Annotated in this window: 22 protein-coding genes; 13 read left to right on the top strand and 9 right to left on the bottom strand. The window is 74.9% G+C overall.

Annotated features, from left to right (window positions below):
• Positions 1-29 precede the first annotated feature (29 nt).
• The 6 genes from O7595_RS06120 (at position 30) to O7595_RS06095 (ending at position 8,463) form a co-directional block, all read left to right on the top strand.
• On the top strand, positions 30-1,034 hold the full coding sequence (locus O7595_RS06120) for a MerR family transcriptional regulator (RefSeq protein WP_443071572.1): 1,005 nt from the start codon (positions 30-32) through the stop codon (positions 1,032-1,034).
• An 11-nt stretch (positions 1,035-1,045) separates the two neighbouring features.
• Entirely contained in the window at positions 1,046-2,581 is a 1,536-nt protein-coding gene (locus O7595_RS06115; RefSeq protein WP_269727706.1) for a cryptochrome/photolyase family protein, read from the top strand.
• Positions 2,582-3,225: 644 nt separating this feature from the next.
• On the top strand, positions 3,226-4,776 hold the full coding sequence (locus tag O7595_RS06110; RefSeq protein WP_332328123.1) for a polyprenyl synthetase family protein: 1,551 nt from the start codon (positions 3,226-3,228) through the stop codon (positions 4,774-4,776).
• Positions 4,773-6,395 carry a phytoene desaturase family protein gene (crtI, locus tag O7595_RS06105; protein ID WP_269727705.1) on the top strand — a complete coding sequence of 541 codons (1,623 nt, stop codon included), beginning with the start codon at positions 4,773-4,775 and terminating at the stop codon, positions 6,393-6,395. The genes O7595_RS06110 and crtI overlap by 4 nt, the downstream gene beginning before the upstream one ends.
• The gene (locus O7595_RS06100) at positions 6,392-7,408 is read left to right on the top strand and encodes a phytoene/squalene synthase family protein (protein WP_269727704.1); all 1,017 of its coding nucleotides are present in this window, start codon (positions 6,392-6,394) and stop codon (positions 7,406-7,408) included. The genes crtI and O7595_RS06100 overlap by 4 nt, the downstream gene beginning before the upstream one ends.
• Entirely contained in the window at positions 7,405-8,463 is a 1,059-nt protein-coding gene (locus tag O7595_RS06095; RefSeq protein WP_269727703.1) for a DUF5914 domain-containing protein, read from the top strand. The genes O7595_RS06100 and O7595_RS06095 overlap by 4 nt, the downstream gene beginning before the upstream one ends.
• 404 nt (positions 8,464-8,867) lie before the next feature.
• On the opposite strand, the gene O7595_RS06090 is transcribed toward O7595_RS06095, so the two are convergent.
• The 4 genes from O7595_RS06090 to O7595_RS06075 all read right to left on the bottom strand — a co-directional run bounded on the left by O7595_RS06090 (position 8,868) and on the right by O7595_RS06075 (position 13,375).
• Positions 8,868-10,457 (bottom strand): FAD-dependent oxidoreductase, encoded by a 1,590-nt coding sequence (locus tag O7595_RS06090; RefSeq protein ID WP_443071571.1) that lies wholly within the window; start codon positions 10,455-10,457, stop codon positions 8,868-8,870.
• Positions 10,458-10,495: 38 nt separating this feature from the next.
• Entirely contained in the window at positions 10,496-11,224 is a 729-nt protein-coding gene (locus O7595_RS06085) for a class I SAM-dependent methyltransferase (RefSeq protein ID WP_269727701.1), read from the bottom strand.
• Between the two features lie 48 nt (positions 11,225-11,272).
• Positions 11,273-12,511: a lycopene cyclase family protein gene (locus tag O7595_RS06080; protein ID WP_269732385.1), complete on the bottom strand. Its 1,239-nt coding sequence runs from the start codon at positions 12,509-12,511 to the stop codon at positions 11,273-11,275.
• A 141-nt stretch (positions 12,512-12,652) separates the two neighbouring features.
• Positions 12,653-13,375: a sigma-70 family RNA polymerase sigma factor gene (locus tag O7595_RS06075; protein WP_269727700.1), complete on the bottom strand. Its 723-nt coding sequence runs from the start codon at positions 13,373-13,375 to the stop codon at positions 12,653-12,655.
• Between the two features lie 466 nt (positions 13,376-13,841).
• Here O7595_RS06075 and O7595_RS06070 point away from each other — a divergent pair, with 466 nt between their 5' ends.
• The 6 genes from O7595_RS06070 to O7595_RS06045 all read left to right on the top strand — a co-directional run bounded on the left by O7595_RS06070 (position 13,842) and on the right by O7595_RS06045 (position 19,405).
• The gene (locus O7595_RS06070; protein ID WP_269727699.1) at positions 13,842-14,282 is read left to right on the top strand and encodes a hypothetical protein; all 441 of its coding nucleotides are present in this window, start codon (positions 13,842-13,844) and stop codon (positions 14,280-14,282) included.
• A gap of 393 nt (positions 14,283-14,675) precedes the next feature.
• On the top strand, positions 14,676-15,971 hold the full coding sequence (locus O7595_RS06065) for a PP2C family protein-serine/threonine phosphatase (RefSeq protein ID WP_443071570.1): 1,296 nt from the start codon (positions 14,676-14,678) through the stop codon (positions 15,969-15,971).
• Positions 15,972-16,045: 74 nt separating this feature from the next.
• Complete coding sequence (locus O7595_RS06060; protein ID WP_443071823.1) at positions 16,046-17,680, top strand: sensor histidine kinase; 1,635 nt, start codon at positions 16,046-16,048, stop codon at positions 17,678-17,680.
• A complete protein-coding gene (locus tag O7595_RS06055) occupies positions 17,677-18,114 on the top strand; it encodes a response regulator (protein ID WP_269727696.1) in 438 nt (145 codons plus the stop codon). Before O7595_RS06060 ends, O7595_RS06055 begins: the two co-directional genes overlap by 4 nt.
• A gap of 186 nt (positions 18,115-18,300) precedes the next feature.
• Positions 18,301-18,837, top strand: a complete 537-nt coding sequence (locus tag O7595_RS06050) for a DUF6328 family protein (RefSeq protein WP_269727695.1) — start codon at positions 18,301-18,303, stop codon at positions 18,835-18,837.
• Between the two features lie 130 nt (positions 18,838-18,967).
• Positions 18,968-19,405, top strand: a complete 438-nt coding sequence (locus tag O7595_RS06045) for an ATP-binding protein (RefSeq protein ID WP_443071569.1) — start codon at positions 18,968-18,970, stop codon at positions 19,403-19,405.
• A 107-nt stretch (positions 19,406-19,512) separates the two neighbouring features.
• Here O7595_RS06045 and O7595_RS06040 read toward each other — a convergent pair whose 3' ends face one another.
• The 3 genes from O7595_RS06040 to O7595_RS06030 form a co-directional block, all read right to left on the bottom strand.
• The gene (locus tag O7595_RS06040; RefSeq protein WP_269727694.1) at positions 19,513-19,887 is read right to left on the bottom strand and encodes an STAS domain-containing protein; all 375 of its coding nucleotides are present in this window, start codon (positions 19,885-19,887) and stop codon (positions 19,513-19,515) included.
• A gap of 577 nt (positions 19,888-20,464) precedes the next feature.
• Complete coding sequence (locus tag O7595_RS06035) at positions 20,465-21,343, bottom strand: RNA polymerase sigma factor SigF (protein ID WP_269727693.1); 879 nt, start codon at positions 21,341-21,343, stop codon at positions 20,465-20,467.
• 148 nt (positions 21,344-21,491) lie between these two features.
• Complete coding sequence (locus O7595_RS06030; protein WP_269727692.1) at positions 21,492-21,884, bottom strand: DUF2267 domain-containing protein; 393 nt, start codon at positions 21,882-21,884, stop codon at positions 21,492-21,494.
• A gap of 359 nt (positions 21,885-22,243) precedes the next feature.
• On the opposite strand from O7595_RS06030, the gene O7595_RS06025 reads away from it, so the two are divergent.
• Positions 22,244-23,020 carry a GAF domain-containing protein gene (locus O7595_RS06025; RefSeq protein WP_269727691.1) on the top strand — a complete coding sequence of 259 codons (777 nt, stop codon included), beginning with the start codon at positions 22,244-22,246 and terminating at the stop codon, positions 23,018-23,020.
• Positions 23,021-23,169: 149 nt separating this feature from the next.
• On the opposite strand, the gene O7595_RS06020 is transcribed toward O7595_RS06025, so the two are convergent.
• Positions 23,170-25,293, bottom strand: a complete 2,124-nt coding sequence (locus O7595_RS06020) for an MMPL family transporter (RefSeq protein WP_269727690.1) — start codon at positions 25,291-25,293, stop codon at positions 23,170-23,172.
• A gap of 253 nt (positions 25,294-25,546) precedes the next feature.
• A complete protein-coding gene (locus O7595_RS06015; protein ID WP_443071568.1) occupies positions 25,547-26,065 on the bottom strand; it encodes a MarR family winged helix-turn-helix transcriptional regulator in 519 nt (172 codons plus the stop codon).
• Positions 26,066-26,171: the final 106 nt, after the last annotated feature.

Raw genomic sequence — 26,171 nt, 5'->3', positions numbered from 1 at the left:
CGGCGGCAGGCCGCGCCAGGCGCCGTACCATGGGCCTGGTGAAGGCCGACAGTGCCCCGGAGGGCCCGGCGGAGGACGGCGTCACCGCCGCGCTCAGCACCGGCGCGGTCGCCCGCAGGCTCGGTGTCGCGCCCACGACCCTCCGGTCCTGGGAACGGCGCTACGCGATCGGCCCCGCCACGCGCGAGGACGGCAGGCACCGCCGCTGGACGCCCGAGGACATCGCCCGGCTCGAGGAGATGTGCCGGCTCACCGCGCAAGGCGTCCCGCCCGCCGAGGCCGCCCGTGCGGCGATGAGCACCCCCGCGACGACGCTGCGCCGGGGGCCGGCCGCGCAGACCGGGCAGCACGACGTCCGACCCTCGCACACGCCGGGCGGACCCAACGCCCTGCCCCTCGGGGACGTGCGGCAGGAATGCCGGGGGCTGGCGCGCGCCGCCGTCCGTCTCGACGCCCCCGCCGTCGACGCCCTGCTGGACGCCGTGCTCGCCGAGCACGGTCTCGTCGTCGCCTGGGAGGAGGTCATCGCCCCGACCCTGCACGCCGTGGGGCGCAAGTGGGCGACGTCCGGCGAGCGTTACGTCGAGGTCGAGCACCTGCTGTCCTGGCACGTGTCGTCGGCGCTGCGCCGGGTACGGCCCGCGGTGGAACGGCCCGACGCGCCGCCCGTGCTGCTCGCCTGCGTACCCGGCGAGCAGCACAGCCTTCCCGTCGAGGCGCTGGCCGCCGCGCTCGGGGAACGGGGTGTGCCCGCCAGGATGTTCGGGCCCGCACTGCCCGCGGACGCGCTCCACGAGGCCGTACGACGACTCGGCCCCGCCGCCGTGGTGCTCTGGGCCCAGTCCCGGTCCACCGCCGACCGCTCACTGGTGCGGATCGTCTCCGGCATCCACTGGGGCGTGAAGGGCGCGCGGAAGCGCCCCTCCGTGCTCCTCGCCGGACCCGGCTGGGCGGGCGGCGCGTACCCGGGGACCCTGCGGCTGCACGGTCTGGGTTCCGCGGTGGACGTCGTCGAGGCACTGTTCCCGCGCTGACAGGAGCGCCCATGTCCCGTCGTGCACAACGCCCGTCCCGTACGCCCCGTACGCACCTGCTCTTCGGGGACCAGCTCGGTCCCCGCTTCACCGAGCCCGGCGCGGACGGACCCGACGAGGACGCGCCGATCGTCATGATCGAGTCCCGCGCCGTGTTCCGCCGGCGGAGCTTCCACCGCGCCAAGGCCCACCTCGTGCTCTCGGCCATGCGCCACCGCGCCGCCGAACTCGGCGACCGGGTCCGGTACGTGAAAGCCGACACCTACCGGGAGGGGCTGGCCCGCGTCGCGGGGAGGAGCCGTACGACGGTCCGTCACCCGACCTCGTACGCGGCCGCCCGGTTCGTCGCCGGGCTGCCGGACGTCGACGTGCTGCCCGCGCGCGGCTTCCTCGTGCCCCGCCAGGAATTCGCCGCCTGGGCGGCGGAGCGGCGGGGCGAGGCCCTGCGGCTGGAGGACTTCTACCGCTGGGTGCGCCGGCGCCACGACCTGCTGATGGACGGCGGCGAACCGGCAGGCGGCCGCTGGAACTTCGACCGGGACAACCGCGAACCGCCCCCGCGGGGCCGGCCGACCCTCGGCGCGCCTTCGCCGTGGACGGCACGGGAGGACGAGATCGACGAAGCGGTACGGCACGATCTGGACTCCTGGGAGCGCGCCGGTGACGTCTCCTTCGCCGGCCGCGACGGTCCCCGGCTCTTCCCCGCCTCCCGCGCCGAGGCCCTGGCCGCCCTCGACCGCTTCGCCGAGCACCGGCTGGCCGGCTTCGGGAGGTACGAGGACGCCGTCCTCGCCGACGACCCCTGGATGAGCCACAGCATGCTGTCCGCGCCGCTCAACCTCGGGCTGCTCGACCCCGCCGAGTGCGTGGAGCGCGCCGAACGGGGGTGGCGCGAAGGCGGGGTGCCGGTGGCGTCGGCCGAGGGATTCGTCCGCCAGATCGCAGGCTGGCGCGAGTACGTCTGGCACCTCTACTGGCACTTCGGCGAGGACTACCGGCGCCGCAACGTGCTGCGCCACCGGAGGTCGCTGCCGGACTGGTTCGCCGGGCTGGACGCGGACGCGGTCACCGCCCGCTGTCTGTCCACCGTGCTGGCACAGGTCCGGGACACCGGCTGGACGCACCACATCCCGCGGCTGATGATCCTCGGCAGCCGCGCCCTGCAGGACGGCTGGGACCCGGCGCAGGTCACCGACTGGTTCCACCGCAACTTCGTCGACGGCCACGACTGGGTCATGCTGCCCAACGTCGTCGGCATGTCCCAGTACGCCGACGGCGGGCTCATGACCACCAAGCCGTACACCTCGGGCGGCGCCTACATCAACCGGATGAGCGATCTGTGCGGCGGATGCGCCTACCGGCCCGCCGTGCGCGTCGGCGACAGGGCATGCCCGTACACCGCCGGATACTGGGCGTTCCTCCACCGGCACCGGGAGCGGCTGTCGCGCAACCACCGCATGGCCCGGCCCGTCGCCGGCCTCGACCGGCTCCCCGACCTCCCCGAACTCCTGGAGCAGGAGCGCCGGCGCGGGCGGTCGGCGCCCTGAGCCGCCGCGTCCCGCCGCCGGCGCGCCGCACGGCGCGGGGCGGAGGGCCGGCCGGCGGGTGGGCGGGCCGAGAGGCTCGTCCCGGGGGCCGGGGACGGCCGGTGCCCGGTGTCGCCAGGCACCGGGCCGTGAGCGGCCGCCGCCGAGGCGGGCCGAGGGGGACGTGAGGCAGCCCCGGTGCCGGTGAATGGGGCAATCGGGCGGAAGCGGGCGACCGTTCGCCCGTGTGCTGCCGCGGATCCCGCCCGGGCGTGGTCGACTGGTCGAAACCGGCCTCCCCGCCGGGCGCCACGCCGTGCCGGGCGCATCCGAACGCCGCACCTCCGCGGAAGGACGAGTGACAGCAGCCGACCGATGCGGAGGACCGCATGCACCGACCGGGGGCCCACGCACCGACCCCGACCGGGCCGAACCCCGGGACGGCCCCGTACCCGGGGACGGCTTCGACCCGTGAGACGGCTTCGAACTCCGGGGCGGCTCCGACCCGTGAGACGGACCCGAACCCCGGGACGGCTTCGAACCCCGGGACGGACCCCACCTGTGCGACGAACCCGAGTGGTGAGGCGGACGGGCCCTGCCGCGGTGCGGACGGGCCCTCCCGCGAGACCTCCTACGAGGCGGGGGACGCCGTCGCACCGGCCGCCGTGGACGCCGACGTACCCGCCGCGGTGGGACGGGAGCTGGACCTCCTGCTGAGGGAACGGGTGGTGGGTGCCGCCGTACTCGACGGCGACTTCGCTGCAGACCTGGCCGCGTCCGTGGCACGGTTCACCCTGGACGGGGGCGGACGGATGCGCTCCCGCTTCCTGTGGTGGGCGATGCGGGCCTGCGGCGGAGCGGCGCGGGAGACGCCCGCGGCGCTCCGCACGGCCGCGGCGCTGGAGCTGATCCAGACCTGTGCGCTCGTCCACGACGACGTGATGGACGGGTCGCCGCGTCGCCGGGGCGGGCCCTCGTTCCACGCCCGGCTGGCCGCCCGGTACCCCGGTGCCGCGTCCCCGGGCACCGCGGCGGCCCCCTTCGCGTCCTCGGCGGCGGTCCTGGCCGGCGATCTCGCACTCGCCTGGGCCGACGACATCGTCGCCGGGACGGACTTCGGCGGCGACGCCGCCCGCAACGGCGTGCTGGAGAACTGGCGGGCCATGCGCACCGAGATGGTCGCGGGCCAGTACCTGGACCTCCACGGGCAGGCGACCGGTTCCCGTTCCGCCGCCCGGGCGATCCGCACCGCCTGCCTCAAGACCGCGCTCTACTCGGTCGCCAGGCCCCTCTCCCTCGGTGCGGCGGTCGCGGGTGCCGACCCGCGGACGGTCCTCGACCTGTGCGCGGCGGGTCGGTACGCCGGCATCGCCTTCCAGCTCCGCGACGACATCGAGGGCGTGTTCGGCGACCCCCTCCTCACCGGCAAACCGTCGGGCGACGACATACGCTCCGGGAAGGTCACGTATCTCGTCGCGGTCGCACGGGCCCGGGCCGAGTCCCGCCGGGACCGCGTGGCACTGTCCGTCCTCGAAGCCGCCTTCGGGGACGCGGATCTGACGGAGGACCGGCTGCTGCGGGTGCGGGGGGTCCTCGCGGACACCGGTGCCCTGGAGGCCGTGGAGAAGCGGATCGGACGGCTGCTCGCGGCCGGCGAACGCCGGCTGGCCGCGGCCGCCCTGGAGCCGGCCCCGGCCCGTCGGCTGCGGGCACTGCTCGCCGCGGTGGCCGCCCCCACCAGTCCCACGGCCCGTCCGGCGCCCGCCGTGCCGCCGGGTTCGGCAGCGCAAGCGCCACCAGTCGGACGGCCCGTCCCCTCGGCCGGGGTCTGCTGCGCGGCGTCCGCCGCACAGCAGACCCCGGCCGAGGACGACGGCGTGATGCCTGACGCGGCCTCGTCGGCCTCGTCGGCCTCGTCCGCCGGGCCCGGGTCGCGCGGGGCGCCCGTGCCCGGCCGTCCGGCGCCGTCGGCCGCAGCCGTGAGGCCGTCCGCGGAAGCCCCCGTGACGTCCGCGCCCGCAGGGCCCGCGCACTCGGCGGCGGACTCTCCTGCGACGCCGACCGCCGCCGCGCCGGGGCCCGTTCCCGTCACACCCGCCGCCGCGCCCGCGAACCCCGTGACCCTCCCGCACCCGCCGGCCCGGCGCGTCCGACCGGGCGGTGGACCGGCCGCGCGGCAGCCGTCGGGTACGACAGCCGACAGGAGCAGCCGATGAGGACCGTCAGGGGCCGCACCGACCACGTCGTGGTGGTGGGGGCCGGGCTCGCGGGCCTGTCCGCCGCGCTGCACCTCCTCGGTGCGGGCCGCAGCGTCACCGTCGTCGAGCGCGACCCCCTGCCCGGGGGCCGCGCGGGCAGGATCGAGCGGGGCGGCTACCGCTTCGACACGGGACCGACCGTCGTGACCATGCCGGGCCTCCTCGCCGACGCCTTCGCGGCGGTCGGCGACACACTGGAGGAGAGGCTGGAACTCGTCCCGCTGCACCCGGCGTACCGGGCGGCGTTCGCCGACGGCAGCGTCCTGGACGTGCACACCCGGCCCGAGGCCATGGAGGCGGAGATCGAGCGCTTCGCCGGCGCGCGCGAGGCGGTCGGCTACCGGCGTCTGCGCGGCTGGCTGGAGAAGCTGTACCGGGTGCAGATGGGCCGGTTCATCGACGCCAACTTCGACTCGCCGCTGCAACTGCTCACCCCCGACCTCGCCCGTCTCGCCGCCCTCGGCGGCTTCGGCCGTCTCGACGCCCGGGTGGGGGGCTTCCTCCGGGACGAACGGCTGCGCCGCGTCTTCTCGTTCCAGTCCCTCTACGCCGGGGTCGCCCCGTCCCGGGCCCTCGCCGCCTACGCGGTCATCGCCTACATGGACACGGTCGCCGGGGTCCACTTCCCGAGGGGCGGGGTGCACGCCGTGCCCAGCGCCATGGCCGGTGCCGCGGCCGACGCGGGCGCGGCCTTCCTGTACGGGCGGACGGTCACGCGGCTGGAGCGCACCGGCGAACGCGTCACCGCCGTCGTGACCGACCGGGAGCGGCTGCCCTGTGACGCCGTCGTGCTCACGCCCGACCTGCCGGCCACCTACCGGCTCCTCGGCCGCGAGCCCCGGCGACCCCTCGCCCTGCGCCACTCGCCGTCCGCGGTCGTCCTGCACCTGGGCACCGACCGCACCTGGCCCGGACTGGCGCACCACACCATCTCGTTCGGCGCCGCCTGGAAGAGCACGTTCCGCGAACTGACGCGCACCGGGCGCCTGATGACGGACCCGTCCCTCCTCGTCACCCGGCCCACCGCCACCGACCCGGACCTGGCGCCGCCAGGCCGGCACGTCCACTACGTCCTGGCGCCCTGTCCCAACACCGACGTCGGCCCGGGCGCGGCGCGGTGGCAGGACCTCGGACCCCGCTACCGAGCCGCCCTCCTCGCCGAGCTCGATCGCCGCGGCCTCACCGGCATCGACGCCGCCATCGAGGAGGAGTGCCTGGTCACACCCGCTGACTGGACCCGTCAGGGCCACGCGGCGGGCACCCCGTTCTCCGTCGCGCACACCTTCGCCCAGACCGGACCGTTCCGGCCGCGCAACCTCGTGAACGGCATCGAGAACGCCGTCGTCGCGGGCTGCGGCACCACGCCCGGAGTCGGCGTGCCCACCGTTCTGATCTCGGGAAAGCTCGCCGCCGCCCGCATCACCGGTGCGCACCGGGCCGCCGAGGGAGCGCACCGTACCACCGGCGTGGCGCACCGTCCGCCCACCGCCGCGAACGTCCGCCGGGACACCGGCACCTCCCGGACCGGCACGGCCCCGCCCGACAGCCTCCGCACTCCGAAAGGCGGGACCGCATGACGCGCCGGGAACTCGACGCCGCCGGGATCACCGACCCCGATCTGCGCGCCGCCTACACCGACTGCCGTCGGCTCAACGCCCGCCACGGCCGGACGTACTTCCTCGCCACCCGGCTGCTGCCCGTCGAACGCCGTCCCGCCGTCCACGCGTTGTACGGTTTCGCCCGCTGGGCGGACGACATCGTGGACGATCTCGACAGCGACGCCACCACCGCCGAGCGCGCCGCCGCGCTGCGACGGCTGTCGGATCGGCTCGACTTGGGGCTGCGCGTCGGCCGCAGCCCGGAGCCCGTCGTCCACGCGCTCGCACACACCGCCCGCCGCTACGGCATCGACCACCGCCACTTCACCGACTTCCTGGCGTCGATGCGCAGCGACCTGGAGGTGACGGACTACGCCGACTACGGCGAACTCCGCCGCTACATGCACGGTTCCGCCGCCGTGATCGGGCTGCAGATGCTGCCCGTCCTCGGCACCGTCGTCCCGCGCGAGGAGGCGGCTCCGCACGCCGCCGCCCTCGGAGTCGCCTTCCAGCTGACCAACTTCCTGCGCGACGTCGGCGAGGACCTGGACCGCGGACGCGTCTACCTCCCCGCGGATCTGCTCGCCGCGCACGGCGTGGGCCGGGACCTGCTGCTCTGGAGCCGTGCCACGGGCCGGCGCGACCCCCGCATCACCGGGGCCCTCGGGGCCGCCGCCGCGCTCACTCGGAGCGTGTACCGGGAGGCGGCACCGGGACTGCCCATGCTGGACCCGGTGTCCAGGCCCTGCATCCGCACCGCGTTCGTCCTGTACGGGGGCATCCTGAAGGCGATCGCCGACGACGGGTACGCGTGCGTGCACCGGCGCGCCGTCGTCGCTCCGGCCCGTAGGGCGGCGGTCGCCCTCGACGGTCTCGTCAGGGTGGCCGCCGCCCGTCTCGCCGCACCGCGCCGTCCGGCGGGGCAGGTCGGGCCCGAACGGGCGCACCGGCACGAGGAGTTCGCACCGACCGTGGAGGAGACGACCGTATGACGCGCCCCACCACGCCCGGCACCGGCCCGCTCCGCGGCCGCCTGCCGCTGCGGCTGCGCCGCCCCGCCACCGTGTGGGAGCGCCAGCGCCCCACCTGGCGGGACGCCCGCCCGGCACTGATCGACAGCGCCCTCAAGCGCGCGCTCGCCCGCCCCTCGGGGAACTGGTACGTCCTCGGCGACACCCGCGCCGTCCGGCCGGGCGCCCCTTTCGGTCGGACCGTCGCCGGAGTCGAAGTGGTCGCCTGGAGGGACCCCGACGGACGCCTCGTCGCCGGACCCGGCGCGTGTCCCCACCTCGGCGCGCCCCTGCGCGACAGCCGTGTCCGGTGCGGAACGCTCATCTGCCACTGGCACGGACTCGCCCTGGACGGCGGGCCGTTCGCGGGCTGGGAGCCGTTCCCGGCATACGACGACGGTGTGCTCGCATGGGTCCGGCTGGACGAGGTCGGCGGCGAGGAGCCGCTGGAACGGCCGGTGCTGCCGGCACGGCCGCGGCCGGCGGCGTCGGTGGCCGCCGTCCACACCGGTGCGGGAGTCTGCGAGCCGGAGGACGTGGTGGCGAACCGCCTCGACCCCTGGCACGGCTCCTGGTTCCATCCGTACTCGTTCGTCGACCTCACGGTGGTCGACGCCCCGGGCCCCGGCACCGGTGAGGGCTCCGGCACGCCCGCCGGCACGGCGGGTGACGGCGACGCGTTCACGGTCGAGGTGTCGTTCAAGGTGGCGGGACGGGTCGTCGTCCCGGTCACCGCGGTCTTCACGGCCCCCGAACCTCGTACGGTGGTCATGCACATCACCGGTGGTGAAGGGGAGGGGTCCGTCGTCGAGACCCACGCCACACCGCTCGGACCCGACCACCTCGACAGGCCGCGCACCGCGGTCGTCGAGGCGGTGGTCGCCGTCTCCGGCCGTCCCGGCTTCGCCGCGGCCCGCGCCGCCGCCCCCGCCCTGCGTCCGCTGATGCGCGCGGCGGCGGCCCGCCTCTGGCGCGACGACCTCGCCTACGCGGAACGCCGCTGGAACCTGCGCAGCACCGGCCGTTTTCCGGGCTGACGGCGGGTGGGGCGGCGCTGTCCCGGACCGCCGCCGGTGCGTTCGCGTTGACCCGAGGGGCGAGGGGCGAGGGGCGAGGGGCGAGGGGCGAGGGGCGGGGGCGAGGGGCGACGACGACGGTCGGCCGTGCCGGTATCCGTCCGCCGGTGGAAGCTCACCGGTGCCGGTGCCGGTGGTCGGCCGGTGACGAAGGGTGACGGTGACGCCGGTGGTGGTCGGCCGGTGACGACAAGGGTGACGGTGCCGGCCGGTCGGTGGGTGTCACCGGCCGGCCACTGATGCCCGGTACGGAAACGGTCCTCGACGCTCCCCGGTCGTCCCCGTCACCTTCCCCGTGGCTCCGAAAGGGGTCTTCTGGCCTCCGGGCCCGGCATGCGTTGCCCCCCGTGCCTGTTCCGGCGCCCTCACCGAGCGCCCAGTCTCACCAGGGCCCGCAGCAGCGCCGAGCGGCCCCGGGCGGGGACCGTGCGCAGCGGGTGGCCTCGCACGCCCCAGCGGGCTAGCAGGGCGTTGGCCGCCAGGAAGCCGCTCGTGGCCGCGCGTTCCATGAGGGCGACCGGCAGGTTCGTCCGGACCAGGTCCCCGGCCACCATCAGGGCCGGGTCGGGGGTGCGGACGGTCGGCCGGGCCGCATGGCCGCCGACGGAGAACAGCGGGCAGTCGTCGCGCCATTCGTGCCGTTCGTCGACCACCCCGGAGCCGCGGGTCTCCGGGTACACGCGGTGCAACTGCTCCAGCAGCCGGTCCCGCACGGCCGCCCGGCCCCTGTCGGTGCGGGCCGCGTAGGCGTGCAGTTCCACCACGGAACCGCCCGTCCGCAGCGCCCACCGGTGCGCCTCCCCCTCCCAGCGGTCGAGGACGCTGATGTTGTCCAGGTCGCCGTAGCCGCTCGTACCGAGGAATCCGGGCCGGTCCGCGGCCACGGGCCGGTCCAGCCAGAACCGGGACACCAGGAAAGGGGGCGCGGTGCGCAGCGCCGCGACGCGCGCCCGCCACTGCGCGCCGCCCAGCGCGGGCGACGCCGCGACGACCTGCCGCAGGCCCGCCGTGTCCAGTGCGAGCACCACCGCGTCGTGCGTGGCCGTGCCGCCCGCCGCGGTGACCGTGAACCGTCCGCCGCGCGCGGGTTCGACCGAGTCGACCGGCGCCGCCGTACGGATCGTGGCCCCGAGGCGGTGCAGATACTCCGCCAGCGGTTCCCACAGCGCCTGCGGGAAGGGCTCCCGGGGGACGTCGAACAGCAGCCCTTCACTGGAGCCGAGGAAGTAGATGTGGAACATCAGCGCCAGTTCCGCCGCCGACAGCTCCCGCGGATCGGCGAAGAAGCTGCGGGAGAACACCTCGAACGCGAGGTGCTGCGCCGCCTCGGGGAAGCGGATCCGGGCGAGGAAGTCCGCCGCGCTCACGGTGTCGAGCGACTCGTAGATCCTCGGCACGCGCACGTCCAGCAGCGGCAGCGCGGCGCCGGGGTCCATCCGCAGGAGGTCGCGCCAGCCGAACGACGGGCTCTGCGCGACGAATCCGAGCGCGCTGAGCGGGGGAGTGCGCGGCACGCGGGCGAAGCTGTCGAGCATCCCGCCGCTGTGCCGCAGCGGATAGTCGGGCAGCGGGGTGAGCGAGTGCAGTCCCGGGTCCGTCCGGCGCAGCAGCGCGCGCAGGTTGTAGTACTGCCGGAAGAAGGCGTGGAAGCCCCGGCTCATGGTGGCGACGGAACCGTCGGCCAGTTCGACGGGCCAGCCGGCGAGCCTGCCGCCGAGCCCGTAGTCGCGTTCGTAGAGCGTGACGGCGACACCGCGCTCCGCCAGGGCCGTGGCTGCCGCGAGACCGGCGATGCCGCCTCCCACGATCCCGGCGTGCGGGGCGGATCCGTCCACCCGTGCCCTGCCGGGTCGGGCGGGCAGGACGCGCGAGAGCCGGTCCCGGCCACGGGCGCCCCCGTCAGCCCCGTCCGCCCCGGCGCCCGCGTGGGCCCGACCGTCCGCGCCGCCGTTCACGCGCCCCGGCCCTCCGCCGGTGTGCCTGCCGTCGCCGTTCACGCGCCCTCGCCCTCCGCGGCAGGCACCCGCGCCACGAACGTGTGCGTGATGCCCGTGTGCCACCCGGGCAGCGGGAGGACCCGTACCCCCACGAACCCCGCCCGCTCCATCCGCGCGGCGAACGCGTCCGCGGTGTCGAACCGGACGACGCTGCGCCACAGATGCTCGTACAGCGAGCCGTCCCCCGAGCACCGGGCGACGGGCAGCACCAGCCCCCGGCACACGGCCGTCCACAGAGCGCGGTGCGCGGGCCGTCCGCTGAGCGTGTACTCGTGGACGGCTAGGCGACCGCCCGGTGCCAGCAGGCCGCGCACCCGGGCGAGCACCTCGTCCGGGTCGGAGACGTTGCGGAACAGATAGGCCGCGAGGACGCCGTCGAAGGGCCCCGTCACTCCGGCCCCGGCCAGCCCCTCGGCGGAGGCGTGCACGAACGAGACGCTCCGGGGCCACGACTTGCGCCGGGCCCGGGCCAGCATCCCCTCCGACGCGTCCACCGCAGTGATCTCCGCGTACGGTGCGGCCGAGAGCAGCGCGGCGGTCGACGCTCCCGTCCCGCAGCCCAGGTCCAGCACCCGCATCCCCACGCCCCGGCCCGGCAGGCCGAGCCGCCGGGCGGAGCGCCGGAGTTGGCGGTGGTAGCCGGGATTGGCCGCGACCATACGGTCGTAGGAGCGGGCGGCGTGGTCGAACGCCGCCGACAGATCGGCGTCGTGCAGCAGGGACATCGGCGAACTCCTCGGACGGCGGGCGGGGACGGGCAACGGCGACGGACCCTAGTGCTGTCGGGGCCCCGTGGACCCCCGGGGCCCAGCGGACCCGCCGGGCTCGTGGGCGCGGCGGGGGAGCGCGGGCAGTTCGAGCACGGTCCTGAGCATCGGCCGTACGGGGGTGCGCAGCCCGATCAGGACGTCCTCCCACCAGCGGGTGCCGCCGTCGAGGAAGCGCAGCAGACGGTGCGCCGGCACCTCGCGGAACAGCCCGGTGAAGAACGCGGCGCCGTCCACCCGCCCGGTGTCGAGGGCGCGCAGCAGCACCGCGTCCATGAGCCGGGAGCGCGGGGAGTGCGGCGCGGGGACCAGCGGAGTGCGGCCCCGGGCCAGCGCGTCCGCGACGGCCCGGGTGTGGCGCTGCGCCGCGGCGAAGGTGTAGCCGGTCGAGGGCCGGGTGGCGCCCCCCGCCGCACCGATGGGGAACACGGACCGTCCCGCCCGGCGGGGGACGCGCGCGTCGGTCATGGGGATCACGCCCTGCTCGGTGGCGGTGACGCGGAACGGGCCGAGGCCCAGCACGTCGTCGGTGTAGTGGCGCAGGGCCCGTTCGTACGCGGCGGTGCCGAGGACGGACGGGGAGAACTCCGTGTACTCCACCAGGGCCTCCCGCGGGCCGAGCGGCAGGACGTAGCCGAACGCCAGGCCACGGCCGGGCTGCGGCGTGCGGAAGTCCATGAGGTCGGCGACGCCGTCGTCGAACCGCGGGCGGGCGGTGCGGACGAACCAGCCGCGGAAGTGCTGGAGCAGCGTCGTGCGGGCGGCACGCGGCCGCCGCGGCGGCCGCGAGTCGAACGCCCAGCGGGCCCGGAGCCGGAACTCCGCGCCGGCGACGTCCCGTCCGCACACCTCGGCGCCGCCGCCGGGCAGGTCCCGTACCCGGTCCACGGCGGCCTCGTACCGCAGGCAGCCGGACCGGGAGAGCAGGGTGCCGGTGCGCTCCTCGAAGTGCGTGGAGCGGATCATCTTGTAGCGCAGCGGCGCGGGCCGCACGGTCACCGCCGCACCGTCCGGAGCGGTGACCCGCAGGCGGTCCCAGCTCGCCGCGAGGACGTCGTCGTACTCCCCGCCGGTCTCCTCCCAGAAGCACCAGGTGCGCGGGGGCGGGCGCAGCGGTCCGGCCGGGGCGTCGACCAGCGCGACGGCCAGGGACGGACCGGCTCCCGCCTCCGGTGAGGTGAGCCGGCGGGCCAGGGACAGACCCGCCGCACCCGCACCGACGATGACGACGTCCACGTCGTGCACGGTGGTCCCTCCCGCAGTGGTGACGGCACGGCGAACGGTCCTCCCGGGCGGGAAGGCCATGCCGTCGATGCTTCCGCGAAAGGGCCGCCGGCGGATGCAGTCACCGGGCGCGTGTCGCGGACCGGGTGACGGGAGCCCGCCTCACGCCGGGGCCGACAGCGAGCGGCGGAGGGACAGCAGTGCGCGGCGCATATGGCTCTTGACCGTGCCGAGGGGGAGTCCGGTCCGCTCGGCGATCTGGGTCTGGGTGAGGTCGGCGTAGAACGCGAGCCGTACGACGTGCTGCTGGGCGGAGGGCAGATCCTGCAGGGCGCGCAGCACGAGCACCCGGTCCACGACCTGCTCGGGACCGACACCGGCGGCGGGCGCGGGGGCGAGGAACGCGCCGGCGGCGGCGACGAGTTCGGCCCGCCGGCTGCGGGCCGCGAGGGCGTCCGCGACCTTGTGGCGGGTGATGCCGACCAGCCAGCCCGCGAGCCCGCCCCGTCCCGGCCGGTAGCCGTGCCGTCCGCGCCAGGCCGCGAGGAAGACCTGCTGCGTCACGTCCTCCGCCTCGCGCTCGTCCCCCAGGGTCCGCCGGGCGAGGGTGTACACGAGGGAACCCCAGCGGCGGTAGACGACCTCGAGGCAACCCTCCTCGCCCGCGACGAACCCGGCCGCCAGCGCGGCGTCGTCGGGGTCGCCCGGGGCGGTGCCGCCGCCGGTTCCCGGGGCCGGACGGGGGTCGCGCGCCACGGGCGCCGGGCCGGGGACGGCGGTTCCCGGCGCCGGGCGAGGTGCGTCGGCTCCGGTTGCCGGGCGGGAGGCATCCGGCCCTGGCACCCCGGACGGGCGGTGGGGCCTTGCGGATCCGACAAGGACCATGATCTCGGCTCCTCGTGCCGGGCCGTCGGCCCGGCGCTGGTTCCGGACACGGGCCCGTTCGCTGGGACCGGGCCTGCCGTGCCTGGGCGCTTCCGTGCGCCGCAGCACGGTCAGACTCATCGCCGCGCCGGATGCCCACAACTTGCAACGTTTCTGCGTCGCAATCATCGGAGAACGGCGCCTTCGGGCAAACGCCCGAGCGGATCGGGCGGCCTGCCCGGTGTGCCCGGCCGCATCCGGACACCCTCCTCCGCGGGAACGGGTCGTGGGGTCCTCCGGGCCCCGCTCCGAGTCGACATGACAGGACATCCGGGATGACAGGACGCGTCGATATCGCAGGACGTTCCATGACGAAACGCCGCGGAACTCGCAGTGTGGACCTGCGCGGTGCGGAGGGTGCGCCCGGGGCCGCCGTGCTTTCGGGGCCCCGCGGCCCGCGTGCACGGCGACCGGTGACCGGTGACCGGTGACGGGGCATCCGGATCCGGCGGACCTGGCCGAGTTCGCCCTCGCGGGCGGTGTGCTCGACGAGGCGGATCCGCGGGTGCGGGAGCACCTGCGGACGTGCGATGCCTGCCGCGGTGAACTCGACTCGCTGCGCCGCCTCGTGCGGGCCGTCCGCTCGGCGACACCGTCGGACCTGGTCGGACCGCCGCCGCCCGGGGTGTGGGCCCGCCTCGCACGCGAGACGGGCGAGGGTCGGCTTCCCGCGCCGGGTGGCGGACGGCCCTCCGCGCCGGCCGAGGGGCGGTCGTCCGTGCCGGAGGCCGGCGGACCCGCCCGCCGGACGGGCAGAGGTGGTGCCGCACTCCGGATCACCGCCGCCGTGCTCGCGGTGGCCGCGGGGGGAGGCGCCGCCGCGTGGTGCCGTCGCCGCCGACGAGCGGCGCGAGCCACCGTCCGGTGATGAGACAAGGCCCACTCCGATCCCGGGCATGAACCGCACGGCGACGAGGCGCGACCCGCCCGTGCGGCGTGACCTCCGCCACGTTCCCGGAATCCCCGCGTCCGTTCGTCCCGGGTGAAATCTGGTGCTGCCCGCCGCCGGACCGCAGGCCACAGCCGGTGCGGGGCCTCTGCGCGGCCGTGGTGTGCCTCCGGCCGCACGACCCGGGGCGCCGCCCGCCGCCACCGCCGCGCGAGGGTGGACGAGCCCGTCGCGCGAGGGTGAACGAGCAAGATCCATGCGCCGTTTGACCTGATCGGGACGGTACGGTCGAGCAGGAGCCGCGCGAGTGCAATTATTCGCGAGCGGCAAGTATTCTGCTTGCGCCCCACGGCCCGCGTGCGGCCGAAGGGGATGGGGAGGTCGGCTGTGAGGAGCCCTGTCGGAGGGCAAGGCCAGGAGGTGCCGGGGCCGAGGGCTTCGGTCCCGCAGGTGCCTCTGGCCCGCGTGTCACCGGCCGGACTCGCGGCCGACGGCGACTTCGTCCTCACGATCCTGCTCGTCGAGGACGACGACGGCGACGCGCTCCTCGTGGAGGAGACCCTCCGCGACAGCGGTCTTGCCGTCCGGCTCACCCGCGCCCGGTCCATGGCCGAGGCGCGGAGGGAGCTGAGCGGCGAGCACGGCCGTCCCGCCCAGTGCGTCCTGCTCGATCTGCACCTGCCCGATGCCCAGGGACTGGACGTCGTCGGACAGGTGCTCGCCGAGGCGCCCCGCGCCGCGGTGGTCGTGCTGACCGGACTGGCCGAGGAGGGCGTGGGGCTCTCCGCCGTCGCGGCGGGCGCCCAGGACTACCTGATCAAGGGCGTCTTCGAGCCCACCGTGCTGGCACGGTCGGTCAGGTACGCCGTGCAGCGCCGCCAGATCGAGCAGGCGGCGATGGCCCTGGAGGCCAGCCGTATGCGCGCCCAGGAGAACGCCCGGCTCGAACGGGGACTGCTGCCCTCACCGCTCCTGCACGGCGCCGGGGTGCAGGTCGTGTCCCGGTACGAGCCGAGCAGGTCCCTCGGCCTGCTCAGCGGTGACTTCTACGACGTCGTGGAGACCCCGGACGGCACGGTCCACGCCGTCATCGGCGACGTGTCCGGCCACGGCCCCGACGAGGCCGCGCTCGGCGTGTGCCTCCGTGTCGCCTGGCGGTCCTTCACCCTCGCCGGTGTCACCGGTACCGGCGTGTGCGAACTCATGCAGAAGGTCCTGGTGGCCGAGCGGACCGGCGCCGAGATCTTCGCCACGGTCACGACCGTGGAACTGCCCCCGGGCCTGACGAAGGCCAAGGTCGTCCGCGCCGGTCATCCACCGCTGCTGCTGCGGGAACCGGGGGGAGTGCGGCTCGTGGAGACCGCCGTCGGCCCGGCGCTCGGCCTGCTCCCCGACGGCCGCTGCCACTGGCGGGAGGACCATCTGGACCTGCCGGCCGCCGGGGGCCTGGCCCTGTTCACGGACGGACTCTTCGAAGGGCGCGTCAGCGCCGACGGCGGGCGGCTCGGCGAGGACGGCCTTCTCGCGCTCGCCCGCCGCTACACCGGCCGGCCCGCCGAGGAGTTCGTCACCGCCGTGATCGCGGAGACGCGGGCCCTCTCGGCCGACCACGGCGGCCACAGCGACGACGTCGCCCTCCTCCACCTCGAATGGGACAAGCAGAAGTGAACAGTCGCGAAGAAGCGCTGACGCCCACCGGCGCCCCACCCGCGCGGGACCGGCGCACCGTGCTGACCGTCCCGATGTGGCTGGGGATCGTCCTGGTCGCCATCCTCGTCGTGGTGACGGGCTTCGCCGTGGTGGGGGCGCAGCTGCTCTCCCGGACGGCCGCCGAGTCCGACGACCTCGTCGACCGCATCCAGCCGGCCAGGGTGGACGCCTACCGGATGCAGAAGGCGCTCCTCGACCAGGAGACCGGGGTGCGCGGCTTCGTCCTCAGCCGGGACACCCGCTGGCTGGAGCCCTACACCCAGGGCCAGAAGGAGGAGGAGTCCGCCGAGCGGTCCCTGCGCGAGGCGCTCGCCGGCGACCCCGCCCTGCTCGCCGTCGTGTCGGCGACGGAGGAGGCGGCCGAGGCCTGGCGGACCGGCCACGCCGGGCCGCTCGTGGAACGGGCCCGCCGGGGCACTCTGCCCGCGTCCGCGACGACGGAACTCCAGCGGAGCAAGGCCGCCTTCGACGGGCTCCGCGAGCGGTTCGACGAACTCAACCGGACCCTCACCGAGGAACGGACCACCGCCAGGGCGGAGATGCACCGTACCCGCACCGGCCACGACTGGGTCCTGGCCGGGATGCTGGCCGCCTTCGTCGCGTTCGTCGCGGTGCTGGTGGTCGTGCTCCAGCGAGCCGTCGGACGGCCGCTGGACGGGCTGCGCACGGCGGCCCAGCGGGTCGCCGACGGCGACTTCGAACACCGCATCGAGCCCGGTGGGCCTGCGGAGACCCGGCACCTCGCCGCGGCCGTCGAGGCGATGCGCGTCCGCGTCCTCGACGCCCTGAGGGCCTCGCAGCAGCGCGAGGAACTGCTCGCCCAGCGCACGGCCGTCCTCGACGAACAGACGGTGGAACTGCGCCGCTCCAACGCCGAACTGGAGCAGTTCGCCTACGTCGCGTCGCACGACCTGCAGGAGCCGCTCCGGAAGGTGGCCTCCTTCTGCCAGCTGCTGGAGAAGCGGTACGGGGACCAGCTCGACGACCGGGCCAAGCAGTACATCGACTTCGCCGTCGACGGCGCCAAGCGCATGCAGGTCCTGATCAACGATCTGCTGACCTACTCCCGGGTGGGACGGCTCAACGACGCCAGTGACGCCGTCGGCATGGACTCCGCGCTGGAGGGGGCGCTGGCGAACCTCGGCGCGGCCGTGGAGGAGGCGGGCGCCGCCGTCGAGCGCCCCGACGACCTCCACTCCACGACCGGCGATCCGATGCTGCTGACGATGCTGTGGCAGAACCTGATCGGCAACGCCGTGAAGTTCCGGGCCCCCGGCCGGCCGCCGGTCGTCCGCGTCACCGTGGAGGCGGAGAACGACGGCGAGGTCCCGGCCTGGCACTACCGGGTCGACGACAACGGCATCGGCATCCCTGAGGAGTTCGCCGAGAAGGTCTTCGTGATCTTCCAGCGGCTCCACGGCCGGGACGCCTACACCGGTACGGGCATAGGCCTGGCCCTCTGCAAGAAGATCGTGGAACACCACGGCGGCCGGATCTGGATCGACACCGAGCAGGCCGAGGGGACGCGGATCCACTTCACCCTGCCGGCCGTCCCCGCGGAGGAACCCCCCGCGAGGACGGAGTCCGTGGACGCGGTACCGCAGCACCCCGCAGCGGGTCCGTCCCCGGACGGTCGCGCGCCCCTCACCACAGGAGATCACGCATGAACGCCACCAAGCCCATCGAGGTCCTCCTCGTGGAGGACGACCCGGGCGACGAACTGATGACCCGCGAGGCGTTCGAGGACAACAAGATCGGCAACACGCTCCACGTGGTGCGCGACGGCGAGGAGGCGCTGGACTTCCTCTACCGGAGGGGAGCCCACCAGGACGCCCCGCGCCCCGACCTGATCCTCCTCGACCTCAATCTGCCCAAGTACGACGGACGGCAGGTGCTCGAGCGGATCAAGGCCGACTCGGATCTCACCCACATCCCCGTGGTGGTGCTGACGACGTCCGCGGCGGAGGAGGACATCCTGCGCAGCTACCGGCTCCATGCCAGCGCCTACGTCACCAAGCCGGTCGACCTGGAGCAGTTCATCGCCGCGATCAGGAAGATCGACGACTTCTTCGTCACCGTGGTGCGGCTGCCCCGCTCCTGACTCAGACCCCCTGCACGCGGCCACGCGGTCCCGGGCGCGGAGCCCGGGCCGGGACCCCGGGCCGGGCGGCGGTGCGAAAGGTGCGGGGGCCGAGGATTCCCCAGGCGAACCGGGGGCAAACGGGTGGCTGGCAAAGGTCACCCGAACGATGCGCAGCCGTGCGCACCGTGCCCCGAAGGAGCGCCCATGAACCCCGGCCCGGCAACCGACCACGAAGACCTCGGCGCAGGCGGACCGGAGACGGCGGGGCGCGCCGAGGGCAGACGGGAGACGGAGGACGAACGCGCCGACCGGCGCTGGCAGGAACTCGTCCAGGAAATACGCGTCACCCAGACCGGGGTCCAGATCCTCTTCGGCTTCCTCCTCACGGTGGTCTTCACGCCCCACTTCCAGGGCCTGGGGCAGACCGACAAGACGATCTACCTCATCACCGTCGTCCTGGGGGCCCTCGCCACCGGTGCGCTCATCGGGCCCGTCGCGCTGCACCGGATCGTCTCCGGCCGCCGCATCAAGCCGCAGGCCGTCGTCTGGGCGTCCCGGCTGACGTTCACCGGGATCGTCCTGCTGCTCGCCACGCTCACGTCAGCCCTGTTCCTCATCCTGAGGGCCGCCACGCACGACGAGTTCGTCCCCTGGGTGGTCTCCGGGGTCCTGGCCTGGTACCTGCTGTGCTGGTTCGTCCTGCCGTTCTGGGCACGTCGGCGTCACACGGCCGGGAACTGACCGGCCGGACGCGCCCCCTTGCGTTCGCCGCCCGTTTTCGATTTCCGTCCGCCGGGAGGTGCCGTCGCGCGGATTCGGGGTAGGAGAGCGCCGACCCAGGGACGGCAGGGACGAACGGGACGACCAGCAGATGAGTACGAGGGTGATCGGGACGGGGCGCGGGGCTGCCGCGGCATGGGCCTCGGACGCATGGGCGGGCGCCGTGTACGACGGCGGCCCGGGGAGCATCGCCGAGGCCCGCGGCTTCGCCACGCGGTTCCTGGTGGACAGGCACGGCTTTGAAGCGGCTTCGGAGGCGGTGGGCGCCGTCCAGTTGATCGTGTCGGAGCTGGTGACCAACGCGTGCAAGTACGCCCACGGGCCGTGCGCCCTGGACCTGGAGAGGATCCCGTCGGGCATCGAGGTCACCGTGTGGGACAGCAGCACGACCCTGCCCCTCGCGCGGGCCGCGGACCCGGGACGCGTCGGCCAGCACGGACTGGAGATCGTCCTGGCACTGTGCGAGGGATTCACCGTCGAGCGCCAGCCGGTCGGCAAGCGCATCACGGTGCGTGTGGCCTGCCCCTGACCGGGTGTGCGCCGGACGCGTCGTCGCCACGCGAACGCTGCGGTGCGCCGGCGGTCCGCAGCGTTCCGGCCGCTCCGGAGCGGTGACGCCCCATCAGGGGGACGGGGTCAGGGACGGGGCACGGCGTCCAGGTCGTCCCTGACGTCCAGGACCTGGTCGGCTCCCGTGATCTCCAGCAGCCGCCGCAGTTGGGGCTGCGGCCCCACGATGCGCAGGGCCGCGTTCTGATGGACGCGCAGCAGCAGGTTCAGGAAGGCCGAGTCGCCGAAGGTGACGCCGGAGACGTCCAGGACCACCTGGGGGTGCTCCGCGGACGCGGCGGTCAGAGCGGCGTCCAGCGGCGGAAGGCTGGTCAGGTCCAGATCGCCGCGTGCGGCGATCACCCAAGCCCCTCCGGCCGCGTACTGGACGCCCACCGGACCCTCTCCGTCCTGCCGGAACCCGACGTCGGTGCGGGGCTGGTCTTCGCTGCTCGCGTCCATGGTGGCGAGTATGCCCGTCACCGCACCGCTCCGGTAGTCACGAAGCCGCCGTCCGGGCGGATCCGGCCGCGAGGCGAGCCCGCGCGGCCGGATCAGCCTGTCCCGGGCCGCGCCATTGCGCCCCGAGACCCGACCCGCCGTGCCTCCCGGACGGATCCCGGTCGAGCGGCCCCGGGGAAAGGGGAAACGACTCTCGCGTGGACGGGGAGAACCCGGGTGACCCGCAGGGCACGGCGGGCCCCGAAGCCCTCGGGCGGTGGTGGGGCGGGAGGGAAGGACACGGCCGGGCCGGTACCGGCGGCTGCCGGGATGCGAATCCGGTTCGCGGCGTCCGCTGATGCGGCGCCGGACGCCGCGCGGGCTCCCCTGGGCGCCCCGTCACCGGACGCCGGCCCGGACGGGGCTCCCGCGCGTACCCGGACGTCCCGTCCGCGCCCGACGGCCCACCAGCACCCCTGCTACGCCGAACGGCTGTCCACCGGCACCCCACTACGCCGAACGGCGGTGGCCCCCTCGCCCTTGCCGGGCCGGGGGGCACCGCCGTTCGTGCGTGTGTGCGCTGTCCGCGTCCGGCGGCTCAGCCGGTGCCGGTCTCCAGCAGACCGGCGCGGAGCCGCTTGATGATGCGGGTGAGCAGCCGCGAGACATGCATCTGGGAGATGCCCAGCTGCTCGCCGATCTGGGCCTGTGTCAGCTCCTCCACGAAGCGGAGGTGCAGGATCCGGCGGTCGCGCTCCTCCAGCTCGGCGATCAGGGGAGCGAGGGAGTGGAAGTCCTCGATGAGTTCGAGGGCCGCCTCCTCCTCGCCGATGAAGTCGGCCAGGGCCGCCTCGCTGTCCTGCGTGTTGTCGCCCGTGAGGGCGGCGTCCAGGGAAGCGGAGTTGTAGGCGTTGGAGGCCTTGCGGGCCTCGATGACGTCCTCCTCCGAGAGCGACATCAGCTCGGAGAGTTCCCTCACCGTGGGGGTCCGGCCGAGTCGGCTCCGCAGCTCCTCGGTGGCCTTGGCCAGTTCGACGCGGGCCTCCTGGAGCCGCCGGGGGACGTGCACGGCCCAGCTGGTGTCCCGGAAGAAGCGCTTGATCTCACCGACGATGCAGGGCACGGCGAAGGTGGTGAACTCCACCTCGCGGGACAGGTCGAACCGGTCGATGGCCTTGATCAGACCGATCGTGCCGACCTGGACGATGTCCTCCATCTCGTCCGCGCCCCGGCTGCGGAAGCGACCCGCCGCGTACCTGACCAGCGACAGGTTCATCTCGATCAGGGTGTTGCGCACGTACTGGTACTCGTGCGTGCCCTCTTCGAGCTGCGCCAGCCGGGCGAAGAACTGTCGGGAGAGGTCGCGTGCGTCCTGGGGAGCCACCTTGGACGGGTCCGCGATGGGCGTGATGCCGATCGCCCCGGTTGCCGACGTCGTCTCCGGTGCCGCGGTTGTCACTGCGGTCACGGCTGCCATGCCATCCACCCCTGTCGTCCGTGTCTCCAACCCCCGTGCCCGGTCCGCATACCCGGGATACCGGAGTGCATTCCCCTCCTTTCGCCGATCGGACCGGCGGTCGCGCGAAACGCGTCCGACGAGGGCCCGGCCATCGCCTCCGCCCCGGTCATACCGGCTCCGTACGGCCGAACAACCCCGCGTGACCCGGCGGGAGTTGGGTCAGGATGCGGCGCAGCAGGGCGTCGTCCGCCACCTCGGCGACGATGCCGAGCACGGCCGTGACGGCGCGCCGTGCCTCGCCGAAGTCGCCGTGGTCGCGGGCCGCGACCGCTGCGACGAAGCCGCGCGGGGTGAGGGGTTCGCTCGCGGGTGGGCCGCCCGTCAGCAGCGGGCCGCACTGGTGGGGCAGCAGTCGGGCGAGATCGCTGCGGTCGTCGCCCACGAGATGGGCACCCAGGACGTCCAGGACGCTCTCGACGGCCCTGGCGGCCTCCTGCCGCCTGACGTAGCGGCCCCGCTCCCGCACCTGGTCCAGCAACGCTTCCAATCGGCTCTTCATAGCGCGCTCCTTGCCGTGGTCGTTCTGCCGGCCCGCGCCGGAACAGTGCGGCCACTGAACGTGATCGACCGGCTACCCGTGATGGCGGACGGTAATCACCGCGGCAGGTCCGCGATGACCCGAACGGCCCAGGGGGCGAGTTGCGGGAGCGGTGTCGACCGCCCGCGGGGCGGCTCCGGTCGACGGCCGTTCGGCTACCGCCCGAATGTGTCCGGTGTGGGACAGAACGGACGGATCGCACATGAGGCCCCGGAAGCGTGGTAGACGAACGGGCATCCCCGGGGGCGTCCGGACCAGGCGTCCCGGACTCGCCCGCGGGGCGGCTGCCCCACGGCAGCCACGGCTGAAGGGAATTGGACATGCTGGAGGAACCACCGTCGATCGTTCATGACGTCTCGGTCGCCGCGGCGGTCGGCCGCCGGACCCTGCCGCAGCGGTTGTGCGCCGCCTTCACCCAGGCGCTCGGCGCCCAGCGGGCGGCCCTGTCGTTCCTGCCGTGTGTGGAGCGCTGGAGGCTGCTCCACGCCACCGACGAACCGGCCCTTCGCGGCGAGGCCGCGCAGTTCACCCTGGGCGACGGGCCGTCCGTCAGCGCCGCCCTGCGCATGCGGCCGGTCCATGTCCGGGACCTGCGCAGCGCGCCGTGCCGTGCGGGATCGCCGCTTCACGAAGGGCTCACCGACGTCCGCCAGGTGCTGGCGCTCCCCATGTACGTCCAGCGCGCCCCGGTCGGTGTGATCTGCCTGTACTACACCGTGCGCACCGAAGTGACGGACGCTCATATCGCCGAGGCGCAGCACGCCGCGGGCCTCGCGCTCGACGCGTTGCTGCGCTGGCGCCCCGTGCACGGCAGCGACGAGTGCGACTGTCCGGTCTGGACCACCGACACCCGGGCGGCCCGCTGGGAGCGCATCCACCGGGCGGCCGGGTATCTGGCGGCGCGCGAGGACTGTCCCGTCGCCGAGGCGCTGTCGATGCTCCAGGCCGCCGGTGCGAGGGACGGACTCTCCCTGCTCGATGTCTCCGACGCGCTGCTCCAGCCCCGGGACGCCCTCGCACACGACGTGCCCGTACCCCGCGAGGACGGGCCGGCGCCGGCCCTCTCCGGTCCCGGGGCGTGCGCGCCGGCCCGGTAGGGCGTTGCGCGGTCCGGGGCGGTGCCTACGGGCACGGCCGCGGGCCCTGAGGCTCCGGCGCGCGGGCCCCCGGTGTGAGCGGCCCGCACGCCGGGGGTCGGCACGCGGCGGGGCACCGGCGCCGAGTCGGTGCGGACCCCGGGCGCGGCTCAGGCGATGTCCGCCGGCACCCGGGGCGACTTCCGGTGCCCCTGCTCGCGGCTCAGCCGCCCGGGCCACCAGGCCGCGCGGCCGATGTCCCTGACGAGCGCGGGGACGAGCAGGGACCGCACGACGAGGGTGTCGAGCAGGACCCCGAAGGCGACGATGAACGCGATCTGGAGCAGGAACGCCAGCGGGATCACGGCGAGCGCGGCGAAGGTCGCGGCGAGCACCACGCCCGCGGAGGTGATGACCCCGCCGGTCGCGGTGAGGCCGCGCAGGACGCCCTCGCGCGTCCCGTGCGGCAGGGACTCCTCGCGGACGCGGGACATCAGGAAGATGTTGTAGTCCACGCCGAGGGCCACCAGGAACACGAACCCGTACAGCGGCACCGAGGCGTCGGTGCCCGAGAAGCCGAACACGCCCTGGAACACCAGCGCCGAGACGCCCAGTGTCGCGAGGAGGTTGAGGGCGACCGTCGCGACGAGCAGCACCGGCACCACCACGGACCGGAGCAGCGCGACCAGGATGAGCAGGATGACCACGAGGACCACGGGCACGATGACCAGGCGGTCACGCTCGGCGGTCCGCTGGGTGTCGTACTGCTGCGCCGTGTATCCGCCGACGAGGGCGTCCGCGCCCGGCACGGCGTGCACCGCGTCGCGCAGCCGCACCACCGTGTCCTTGGCCGCGTCGCTGTCGGCGGCGTCCTCCAGGGTGACGTCGATGCGGGCCTTCCCGTCCGCCACCAGCGGCTCTCCGGCGCCGGGGCGCCCGGAGGCGGTCGCGGGAGCCGCGGAGTCCACACCGTCCGTCGCGGCGGCGGCGGCCGTCACGTCCCGGACCCGGCCGGCGTCGGCGATGACGACGGCCGGGTTGCCCGAGCCGCCGGGGAAGTGCTCGCCGAGAACGGCCTGCGCGGTGACGGACCGGGCGTCGTTCACGAAGATCTCGTCCAGGGGCACCCCCTTCGGGACGAGACCCGGGGCGAACGCGGCACACGCCAGCAGTCCGGCGAGTGTGGCCGCCCAGACCTTGCGCGGGGCACGGTCCACCAGAGCCGCCACTCGCGTCCAGACGCCCCGGGCCGAAGAGCCGTCGCCGGCCGGCTGCCTGGGCCGCGCGGGCCAGTACGCGGCCCGCCCGAGCAGGACCAGTACGGCCGGCAGGAAGGTGAGGGCGCTGAGCACGGCGCAGACGATGCCGATGGCGCCGACCGGCCCGAGGGCGCGGTTGTTGGTCAGATCGCTGAAGAGGAGCGCGAGGAGCCCGAGGGCGACGGTGGCCGCACTCGCCACGACGGGGCCGGCGGAGCGGCGCAGCGCGGCCCGCACGGCCGTGAACCGGTCCGCGTTCCTTGCCAGTTCCTCCCGGTAGCGGGCCGTCAGCAGGAGCGCGTAGTCGGTGGCGGCGCCGATGACCAGGATCGAGAGGATGCCCTGCACCTGGCCGTCGACCCGCACCATGTCCCGGTCGGCGAGGGCGTGGACGACGGCGCAGGCCAGGCCGAGGGCGAGGACCGCCCCGGCGATCACCACCAGCGGCAGCAGCACGCTGCGGTACACGAGCAGCAGGATCAGCAGCACGGTGGCGAGGGCGACGCCGAGCAGCAGCCCGTCGATCCCCGCGAACGCCTCGGACAGATCGGCCTGCGTCGCGGCCGGCCCTGCGATGTGGACCGTCGTGCCGGGCACCCGGTCCGCCGCCTCGCGCACCGCCGCCAGGACGTCGGGGAGTTCGCCGTCCGGGGCGGGGCGCAACTGGACGACGCCCTGGAGCGCCCGGCCGTCCTCGGCGGGCAGGGCGGGAGAGGCGGCGCCCGTGATCCCGGGTGTCCCCTCGAGCGAGGCGAGCGCCTGGGTCGCCGACCGCCGCACCGCCGGGCCCACGACTCCGTCGCCTCCGACGGTCCAGACGACGACGGCCGGGAGGGTCTCGTCCTGCCGGAAGGCCTCCTGGGTGTCGACGACCCGCGTGGACTCGGCGCTGCGGGGCAGGAAGGCCGCCTGGTCGTTGGTGGCGACCTCGCCGAGCTTCCCGGCGTACGGGCCGAGGGCGGCGCCGCAGACGAGCCAGACGGCCAGCAGGAGGAGCGGCACCAGCCTGCGGGCCGGTCGCGAGGAGGGGGACATGGCACTCCCGGTCGTGTGCGGTCGTTTCATCCGTTTTCTTCACCCCGAACGAAGTATTTCACTCATCGACTATCTCAATGATTGAAACAGTTTGGCATGCGCCGGTTCCGCTGCGCGGAGGGGTCGTCCGGAGCCGTCCGCAGGGGACGGCGGGGGAGGGGCGGTGCGGCGCCGTGCCGGTTTGCTCTTCGGCGGAGGGGCTGCCGCCGGATGCCCCGCGGCCCGATGAGGTGGCGCGGACCTGCCGCAGGGGTCAGCCGCGGCCGGAGAGACGGTCCAGTTCCTCGTTCATCGCGTTCAGGAAGCGCAGGACGACGCCCAGTTCGTCGCCGCTGAAGCCCTCCTGGGCGCGGGCCGTCGCCTCGGCGAGCGGCAGGAAGTGCGCCCGGGCCGCGGACCTGCCGCGTGCCGCGTAGTGCAGATGGACGACCCGGCGGTCCTTGCTGTCGCGGGATCTGCGGATGTGGCCGGCCCGTTCCAGCCGGTCGAGGCAGGCCGTCACGGCGCCCGAGGTCAGGCCGAGGTGCTCCCGCAGGCGCCCGGGGGTCAGGGGGGTGTCGGAGTCCAGGATCGCGGCGAGCGCCTGGACGTCGGTGGCGTGCAGTCCCTGGGCGGCGGCGAAGCCGTGGATCAGCCGGTTCATCTCGCCGTTCATACGGCGCAGTTGCACCGCGAACGCCCGCAGGTCGCGGCCCGCGCCCCCCGCGGCCGCGTCGCTCCGGGTGGAGGTGGTGGCGGCGTCCGCCGGCCCCGTCTCGTTCGTACTCGCCACGCGCTCAGCCTATAGAGCGGCGGTCGGCGTTCGTCGCCGCCGGTCACCTGGAGCGCCGGGGGGCCGGGAGGGCGCGGTCCCGGATGCCCGCGGTCAACGACGCAGC

The organism is Streptomyces sp. WMMC940, assembly GCF_027460265.1.
Taxonomy (GTDB): Bacteria; Actinomycetota; Actinomycetes; order Streptomycetales; family Streptomycetaceae; genus Streptomyces.
This window is presented reverse-complemented; position numbering and strand designations above follow the sequence as displayed.

Excerpts from the sequence above, each read along its gene's own strand:
- O7595_RS06100 (WP_269727704.1), top strand. The coding sequence starts at position 6,392 with ATGACGCGCCGGGAACTCGACGCCGCCGGGATCACCGACCCCGATCTG.
- O7595_RS06030 (WP_269727692.1), bottom strand. The coding sequence starts at position 21,884 with ATGAAGAGCCGATTGGAAGCGTTGCTGGACCAGGTGCGGGAGCGGGGC.
- O7595_RS06115 (WP_269727706.1), top strand. The coding sequence starts at position 1,046 with ATGTCCCGTCGTGCACAACGCCCGTCCCGTACGCCCCGTACGCACCTG.
- O7595_RS06060 (WP_443071823.1), top strand. The coding sequence starts at position 16,046 with ATGTGGCTGGGGATCGTCCTGGTCGCCATCCTCGTCGTGGTGACGGGC.
- O7595_RS06120 (WP_443071572.1), top strand. The coding sequence starts at position 30 with ATGGGCCTGGTGAAGGCCGACAGTGCCCCGGAGGGCCCGGCGGAGGAC.
- O7595_RS06020 (WP_269727690.1), bottom strand. The coding sequence starts at position 25,293 with ATGTCCCCCTCCTCGCGACCGGCCCGCAGGCTGGTGCCGCTCCTCCTG.
- O7595_RS06035 (WP_269727693.1), bottom strand. The coding sequence starts at position 21,343 with ATGGCAGCCGTGACCGCAGTGACAACCGCGGCACCGGAGACGACGTCG.
- O7595_RS06085 (WP_269727701.1), bottom strand. The coding sequence starts at position 11,224 with ATGTCCCTGCTGCACGACGCCGATCTGTCGGCGGCGTTCGACCACGCC.
- O7595_RS06025 (WP_269727691.1), top strand. The coding sequence starts at position 22,244 with ATGCTGGAGGAACCACCGTCGATCGTTCATGACGTCTCGGTCGCCGCG.
- crtI (WP_269727705.1), top strand. The coding sequence starts at position 4,773 with ATGAGGACCGTCAGGGGCCGCACCGACCACGTCGTGGTGGTGGGGGCC.
- O7595_RS06050 (WP_269727695.1), top strand. The coding sequence starts at position 18,301 with ATGAACCCCGGCCCGGCAACCGACCACGAAGACCTCGGCGCAGGCGGA.
- O7595_RS06095 (WP_269727703.1), top strand. The coding sequence starts at position 7,405 with ATGACGCGCCCCACCACGCCCGGCACCGGCCCGCTCCGCGGCCGCCTG.
- O7595_RS06075 (WP_269727700.1), bottom strand. The coding sequence starts at position 13,375 with ATGGTCCTTGTCGGATCCGCAAGGCCCCACCGCCCGTCCGGGGTGCCA.
- O7595_RS06045 (WP_443071569.1), top strand. The coding sequence starts at position 18,968 with ATGAGTACGAGGGTGATCGGGACGGGGCGCGGGGCTGCCGCGGCATGG.
- O7595_RS06065 (WP_443071570.1), top strand. The coding sequence starts at position 14,676 with ATGGGGAGGTCGGCTGTGAGGAGCCCTGTCGGAGGGCAAGGCCAGGAG.
- O7595_RS06055 (WP_269727696.1), top strand. The coding sequence starts at position 17,677 with ATGAACGCCACCAAGCCCATCGAGGTCCTCCTCGTGGAGGACGACCCG.
- O7595_RS06040 (WP_269727694.1), bottom strand. The coding sequence starts at position 19,887 with ATGGACGCGAGCAGCGAAGACCAGCCCCGCACCGACGTCGGGTTCCGG.